Below are 7521 nucleotides of genomic sequence, written 5' to 3' on the forward strand. Positions count from 1 at the left end.
AATTTTAATCCTAACTCACTATTGTTCAATTTGAATTTTTTCGATGATTTCTTCCATTTTGGCACTACGTGAACCTTTAACTAGCATAGTTAAAGTTGGATATTGACGTAATAACGTTAACAGAAAATTCACAGCATCTGGTTTATTGTTAAAATGGTGACCCACACCACTATACTGACTAATAAATTGACTTAATTTACCGACACTCACAACACAGTCAAGTTTTTCATCATGAGCAAGTTCACCAATTTGTCGATGATATTTTTCAGCTTCAACCCCTAATTCTCCCATATCACCAACCACCAATACTCGATATCCTGCTTGTTTTGCCAAGGTTTTCACTGCCGCCGACATTGAACCAACATTAGCATTATAAGTATCATCCCAAATTAATTGGGTTTGATTTAATTTTATTGGAAATAACCGACCTTTTACTGGTTTTAAAGTAGCTAAACCTTGCTGAATCTGACTAAAGGTTGCACCAACAGAGATCGCTAAAGCTGATGCCGCAATAGCATTTGCAACATTATGTTGTCCAACTAGCGGTAATACAATTGCGCATTCACCTTTTGGGGTATGTAATGTAAATGTCGTTTGTTGAGCATATTCAATATTACTCGCATAAAAATTGGCTGATGAGTTGGCCAACGAAAATGTCCAAGCTGTTTTATTTGTTAGCTGAGCAAACCATTTATCTGAGCAACTATCTAAATTAATAATAGCAATACCATCATTAGGTAATCCTTGAAAGATTTCACCTTTAGCTTTTGCCACACCTTCAAGCGAACCAAACCCTTCGATGTGTGCTTCAGCAATATTATTAATTAAAGTACTTTGCGGTTGAACAAGATTAGTAGTATAGGCAATTTCGCCAATATGATTAGCACCTAGTTCTATTACTGCAAATTGGTCTTGCTTGGTTAAGCGCAGAAGTGTTAATGGCACACCGATGTCATTATTGAAATTACCTTGAGTATAAAGAGTCTGACCGCAATTTTGCAAAATGGCTGCTGTCATTTCTTTAACTGATGTTTTACCTGATGAGCCTGTCAGTGCTACAATCTTGGCTGTACTTTTTTGGCGGACAAAATTCGCAATTTCCCCTAAAGCTAAGCGAGTATCTTTGACAACAATCTGCGGTATTGCTTTATCAATTTTATGATCGACAATCACAGCTATAGCACCATCTTTAATAGAAAACTCAGCAAAAGCATGCCCATCAAAATTATCACCAACAAGTGCAATAAACAACGATTGTTTAACGATTTTTCGTGAATCAGTACAAATAGAATCAATCACAACACTTTCATCTGGAATATGATAAGATTTACCATTCACTATTTTTTTTATTTGCTCAATTTCTAATGGAATCATGGTTGATTCTCTACTCCTAAAAGCTTTTTAACTGTTTCTTGATCTGAATAGTGATATTTAGTTTTACCCACTATTTGATAATCCTCATGCCCTTTACCTGCAATTAAAATTACATCATTAGGTTTAGCTTGTTTTAACGTTTGTGTAATGGCTTGCACCCTATCGGTAATTATGTATAGGTTGTCGGTATGATGTAAACCTTGCTGAATATCCTCAATAATTTTCATTTCATCTTCAGTACGTGGATTGTCATTAGTCAAAACAATTTTATCGGCAAACTGTTCTGCTATTGCAGCCATTAAAGGTCTTTTACCGCTATCCCTATCACCACCACAACCAAAAATCACCCATAAAGTTCCTTTACAATGAATTCGACTTGCTTGTAATGCTTTTTGTAATGCATCAGGAGTATGCGCATAATCGACAATGACCGTTGGACTATTTTTAATATGCAATACTTCCATTCGTCCACAAATAGGTTTCAAAAAAGAAGCCATATTAATTACCGCAAAAAATGGAAAGTCCAATGTTAAAAGCGTAGCTATAGCTAATAATAGATTTGAAACATTAAATTCACCTAATAATCGACTATGAATAATGGCATTTCCCCAACTTGACTCCATATGAATTTGGGCACCTTTATCATGATAATCAATCATAGAAACCCCAACATAAGGTATATTTAATGCTTTTAATCGGCGCAATGACTTAGGTTGACATGATACTGCTGTCACTTGAGAAAGTTTTTCAATCCAACGTTTACCATATTTGTCATCATAATTAATAATCGATTTACCAGCAGTTAAAACTTTTTTTTCTTTTTCATCAGAAGTAAATAATGACCATTTTGCTTTAGCATATTTACTCATGGTTTTATGGTAATCAAGATGATCACGACTTAAATTGGTAAATACGGTAGCTACGCAATTTAGCCCTTTAACGCGATCCATTGCAAGACCATGAGAAGAAATCTCCATGGCCACAACTTTGACCTGTTTTTTTACAAAATCAGCTAATAATGTTTGCACATCTATTGCCGAAGCTGTCGTATTAGCTGATGGCTCAATTTGATTATAAATTCCGTTACCAATAGTACCTAAAATAGCTGTTTTGTCATTAAGTAATGTTGTACATTGCGCAATGAGCTGGGTAACTGTTGTTTTTCCATTAGTCCCAGTTACACCAATAACCGACAATTTTTTCGATGGTGAATGATAAAACTCATTGGCGATTAATGATAAACGTTGCGAAAGTTGAAAAACACTGATTTGTGGGATGACCGGTTTATTATCTTTTTTAAGATAGTCAATTTTTAGATCATTCGATTTTCTTTTTGTTTCAATCAAGATAACAGCTGCACCAGCTGAAATGGCTTGAGGAATAAATGTTCGCCCATCAACAGTATGCCCCTTGATCGCAACAAAAACATCATTTTTTTTCACTTTACGACTATCAATACGCAAATGATTAAGTGGGAAATCGTTTAATTTTAGATTACGACTTCCACCTAATAATTCAAATAATGTTTTAAATGAGCTTGTAGCCATCATTTCCACCTATTAATAAATAATCATTTGGCCATCAACTTGGCGATCTGGTTTTACATTCATCGTTCTAAGCACGCCGCCCATAATTCGGCTAAAAACAGGAGCAGAAACCGATCCGCCATAATATTGACCTGCTTTTGGATTATCAATCACAACGACAAGGGAATATTTTGGCTCTGTTGCAGGCGCAATACCTGCGGTATACGCTAAATATTGATTAACATATCGCCCACCTGATAATTTTTTTGCTGTTCCTGTTTTAACACCAACACTGTAACCAGGAACCGATGCTTTGGTTCCTCCACCAGTAACAGCCACCGCTTCCATTAATTGAACTACTGTTTTAGCCTCTTTTTCAGCCACTACACGTTGACCTTTTACCGGTTCTGTGACTTTTAAAATTGATACCGGTCGATAAATTCCATAACTACCAATGGTCGCATAAGCTCTTGCTAGCTGTAACGGTGTAACACTTAACCCATACCCAAATGCAAATGTCGCTCGTTCAATATCAGCCCATTTTCTGGTTCTATCAGCTGCAATTGAGCCACTAACCTCACCACCTAAACCTAACCCCGTTGGTTGACCAAGTCCAAAGCGGCTATAGAACTCTACAAGATCGCCCTGCTGCATTTGTAAAGCTAATTTACTTACTCCAACATTACTTGATTTTTCCAAGATACCAGCCAAATTGAGTGCTTTTTGATATGACACGTCCTTAATTTCATAGCGATTAACATAAAATGGTCTAGTGTCAATAATAGTATTTAAATTAGCTATTTTCTTTTCTAAAGCTGCCATTACCACTAAAGGTTTAACCGTAGAACCAGGCTCAAATGCATCAGTGACAGCTCTATTTCTCAATAAATTATAATCAATTGATGAACGATTATTAGGATTATAAGATGGACTAGTTGCCATTGCTAAAATCTCACCAGTATGTACATCAATCAATACCGCTGTTCCACTGTCTGCTTTATTAAATTCAACTGCTTGACTAAGTTCGCTATACACCAGTGATTGTAGACGTTCATCGATACTTAGTGTTAAATCTGATGCTGTTTCACTTTCTGTACGCTCTAATTCTTCAATGACACGACCTACTCGGTCACGTCGCACTACTCTCTGCCCAGATTCGCCAATTAACCATTTATTAAAGCTTTTTTCGATACCCTCAGAACCTTTTTCGGTACCATTTTCATCAATATCTGTTAAACCAATTAATTGAGCTATATTTTCTGCCGCTGGGTAATAACGTTTAGATGTTTTCGCAAATGATATTCCCGGTAGTTTTAGTTTTTTTAAATAGTCAGATATTGTTGGCGTTACTTGCTTAGACAAATAAACAAATCGCATTGATGGATTACCCAATTTTTGCGCTAATGTCGACATTGGGATATTTAACGTTTTAGCTAACCCTTGCCACCTGATATCGTCTGCTTTAACGCCCCCCTTTTTTACAACAATTTTAGGATCTGCCCAAACATCAAACATTGGCACACTTACTGCTAATGCACGACCGTTACGATCGGTGATCATTGCCCTTGGCGCATCCATTTCTTGGTGACGAAGCGAACGTTTATTACCTTCTGCAATAAGTTTATCGGGTTCAATAATTTGCAACAATGTCATTCGGACAATAAGACAAATAATCGCAAAAATAATAAAACCGTATACAATATAAAAACGATTAGGAGTAAAATATTGCTTTTTACTATTCAACTTATTGGCTTTATTTGTTTTCGTCGTCTTTTTTACTTTGTTTTTTTTATTTTTAGTGACGGATTTCATTATTTACTCTTTATCACAATAACTGTTTCATTTTGCGGCGTCACATAAGACATACCTAATTGATTCTTCGCTCTTTCTTCTACTCGCTTGGGATCTGCAAGGACATTTTCCTCAATAACTAAATTTCGCCATTCGCTTTCTAATACATCTTGTTCCAATAAAAGTTGCTCGCGTTCAAATAGCTGTTTACGAACCTGTTGCGTTGTTATTAATACAGCACCAGCAGAAATAATAATCATTACAAGTAACATCAATGAAATTTTTTGATGGCCAAACAAATCACCAATAATTAAACCAAATAAACTCCTACTTGGTCTTCTTTGAATATCTTTATCAATGTCGATTTTATCTGGAAAAGTCTCATTGTATTGGTTGCTATTCATCTTTCCTTTCTGCTACCCTTAATAGTGCGCTTCGAGAACGCGGGTTATTATTAATTTCAATAGTATTTGGCTTAATTTTGCCAAGAGATCTTAATTTAGCACCACCATATTGTTTAATTTGTTGTTCTGTTAGTGGTAATCGAGCGGGTAAATCCGGACCTTTACTCTGTTTATTAATAAATTGCTTTACAATTCTATCTTCTAGAGAATGAAAGCTAATAACAGCAAGCCTTCCATGATTGGCAAGAACAGATAAACTACTGTTTAATACTTGCTCAACTTCTTCCAATTCGCTATTAATATAAATACGAATAGCCTGAAAACTACGTGTAGCTGGATGCTTATTTTTATCTTTTCTTGGTGTTGCTTTTTCAATTAAATTAGCCAACTCCAAAGTACGGGTGATCGGCAAAACTTTATTTTGCTCCACGATCGCTCGAGCAATACGCTTGGCAAATTTCTCTTCACCAAATGTCTTTAACACCCACGCGATATCGTCTTCATCACTGCTGAGTAACCATTCACTTGCTGTTAAACCTTTATGGTTATTCATACGCATATCAAGTGGTCCATCACGCATAAAAGAAAATCCCCTTTCGGGGTCATCAAGTTGTGGCGATGAAACACCAAGGTCTAACAAGATGCCATCAATCTTACCCATTAGTTCAAGTTTATCAATATATTGGTACATATTTGAAAACTCACCACGAATAAAAGTAAATCGAGGATCTGTTATCTGTAAAGCAACTTGCTCAGCACGCTCATCACGATCAATAGAAATCAACCGACCTTGTGTACCAAGTTGTTCAAGTATTAAACGAGAATGACCGCCTCGCCCAAAAGTACCATCAACATAAATGCCATCCTTTTTTATATTTAATGCGTTTACAGCTTCGTTTAATAAAACCGTTGTATGTTGATAATCCATCAATTTTTTACTCTTATTAAATAGTTAAACTTTTCAAATTATCTGATAAGTTTTCAATATCGGTTGGTAATGCAGCAATATCATCGTTAATTTGTTGATACCAAATCGCCTCATCCCAAAGTTCAAATTTATTAGATTGACCAACAAACATTGTATTTTTTTCTAATTTTGCGTAAGTACGTAACGTAGGTGGCAATAAAATTCGACCTGAGTTGTCCATCAAACACTCAGTTGCATAACCCAATAACAATCGCTTAATTCTACGTTCAGCTTCTACAATCGTTGATAATGTTGCAAGCTGTTGTTCGATACATTTCCATTCAGACAGAGAATAAAGCGTCAAACAAGAATGGTATAAACCAATTGTGCAAACCATACCTTCAGACAAAGATTCACGGTAACGAGTAGGAATTGCTAACCGTCCTTTATTATCTAAATTGACCGAAATTGCACCACTAAACATGAAAGTACCATTATTTATAAATTTCTTGTTAATTTTTATTTAATATAAATCATCAAGTTAATTAAATAATCTATTTTTACCACTAACCCCCACTTTTTACCACAAATTCTCACAAAATAATAGGTCGTTGGTTAATTATTTATAAAAGATTGGTTTTCTTCCTCAAAATGAACAAATATCACAAAAAATCATAGAGGGAAACATATTATAGTTAAAAAATTTAAAGGACAGTTTAAAACAACAATTGGTAAATTGTGCCTTAACCAATGCCTACCTTTTTATTGGCGAGTTAGCTAAACATTTTGGAGTAGGCGAAGCAACATTAGATGAGCGAATTAGCTAGTTTTTACGACACAAAAAATTATTTATATCAAAAAAATATTAGGGGCTGTTGATCTTTACTGTACATAAATTTCTCAACAATACATTGGCAGCCACATTAACATAAATGCCAGTGATACCATACTGGCATAATTCCTTTCTAACTTATCGTATCTAGTTGATATTGAACGATATTGCTTGATTCTAGCAAAGGCATTCTCGACTAAATGACGATAGCGATAAAGGCACCTATCCATACTGCTTTTATCTATATCCTTACCATAATTACGTTTAGCAATCACCGTTCGTCCGCCTTTTTGACGAACAAAGCACCGAAAAGGCTCGCTGTCATAACCTTTATCGGCTATCACTGTATTCACTTCATCGAGCTTTTCAACTAGGTTTTCTGCATAAGTGATATCATGTCGTTGTCCTTCAGAAAGCTCAAAACAAATAGGCAAACCACCACTATCAACCGCAAGATGAATTTTAGTTGAATGACCACCACAGCTCTGACCTATTTGCTCGGAATGCTCCGTTGCAGCGCCTGTACTATGTTGATGAGCCCTGATAATCGAGCCATCTAGGAACACCCATTCAAAATCCGCTAGTAGTGATAAATGTTTGAAAATATCAACTAATATTCCTTTTTTAGACCACAAATTAAATCGTCTATAGACGGTGCTCCATTCACCAAACTCTTCTGGCAAATCT

7 protein-coding genes are annotated in these 7521 nt (G+C 35.6%); all 7 read right to left on the minus strand.

The features are described 5' to 3' along the window. Positions 1–18: 18 nt before the first annotated feature. On the minus strand, positions 19–1374 hold the full coding sequence (gene murF, locus ACYIAL_RS10255) for a UDP-N-acetylmuramoyl-tripeptide--D-alanyl-D-alanine ligase (protein ID WP_483751608.1): 1356 nt from the start codon (positions 1372–1374) through the stop codon (positions 19–21). Then, complete coding sequence (gene murE, locus ACYIAL_RS10260) at positions 1371–2921, minus strand: UDP-N-acetylmuramoyl-L-alanyl-D-glutamate--2,6-diaminopimelate ligase (protein WP_483751609.1); 1551 nt, start codon at positions 2919–2921, stop codon at positions 1371–1373. The genes murF and murE overlap by 4 nt, the downstream gene beginning before the upstream one ends. Before the next feature lie 12 nt (positions 2922–2933). After that, a complete protein-coding gene (gene ftsI, locus ACYIAL_RS10265; protein ID WP_483751610.1) occupies positions 2934–4712 on the minus strand; it encodes a peptidoglycan glycosyltransferase FtsI in 1779 nt (592 codons plus the stop codon). Beyond that, positions 4712–5095, minus strand: a complete 384-nt coding sequence (gene ftsL / locus ACYIAL_RS10270; RefSeq protein ID WP_174796608.1) for a cell division protein FtsL — start codon at positions 5093–5095, stop codon at positions 4712–4714. The genes ftsI and ftsL overlap by 1 nt, the downstream gene beginning before the upstream one ends. After that, complete coding sequence (rsmH, locus tag ACYIAL_RS10275) at positions 5088–6023, minus strand: 16S rRNA (cytosine(1402)-N(4))-methyltransferase RsmH (RefSeq protein ID WP_483751611.1); 936 nt, start codon at positions 6021–6023, stop codon at positions 5088–5090. Before rsmH ends, ftsL begins: the two co-directional genes overlap by 8 nt. A gap of 16 nt (positions 6024–6039) precedes the next feature. After that, complete coding sequence (gene mraZ / locus ACYIAL_RS10280) at positions 6040–6486, minus strand: division/cell wall cluster transcriptional repressor MraZ (RefSeq protein ID WP_483751612.1); 447 nt, start codon at positions 6484–6486, stop codon at positions 6040–6042. A 416-nt stretch (positions 6487–6902) separates the two neighbouring features. Continuing rightward, the coding region (locus ACYIAL_RS10285) for an IS5 family transposase (protein WP_483751613.1) at positions 6903–7521 on the minus strand (619 nt) is incomplete at its 5' end.

This window comes from Gilliamella sp. X-57 (assembly GCF_057063565.1).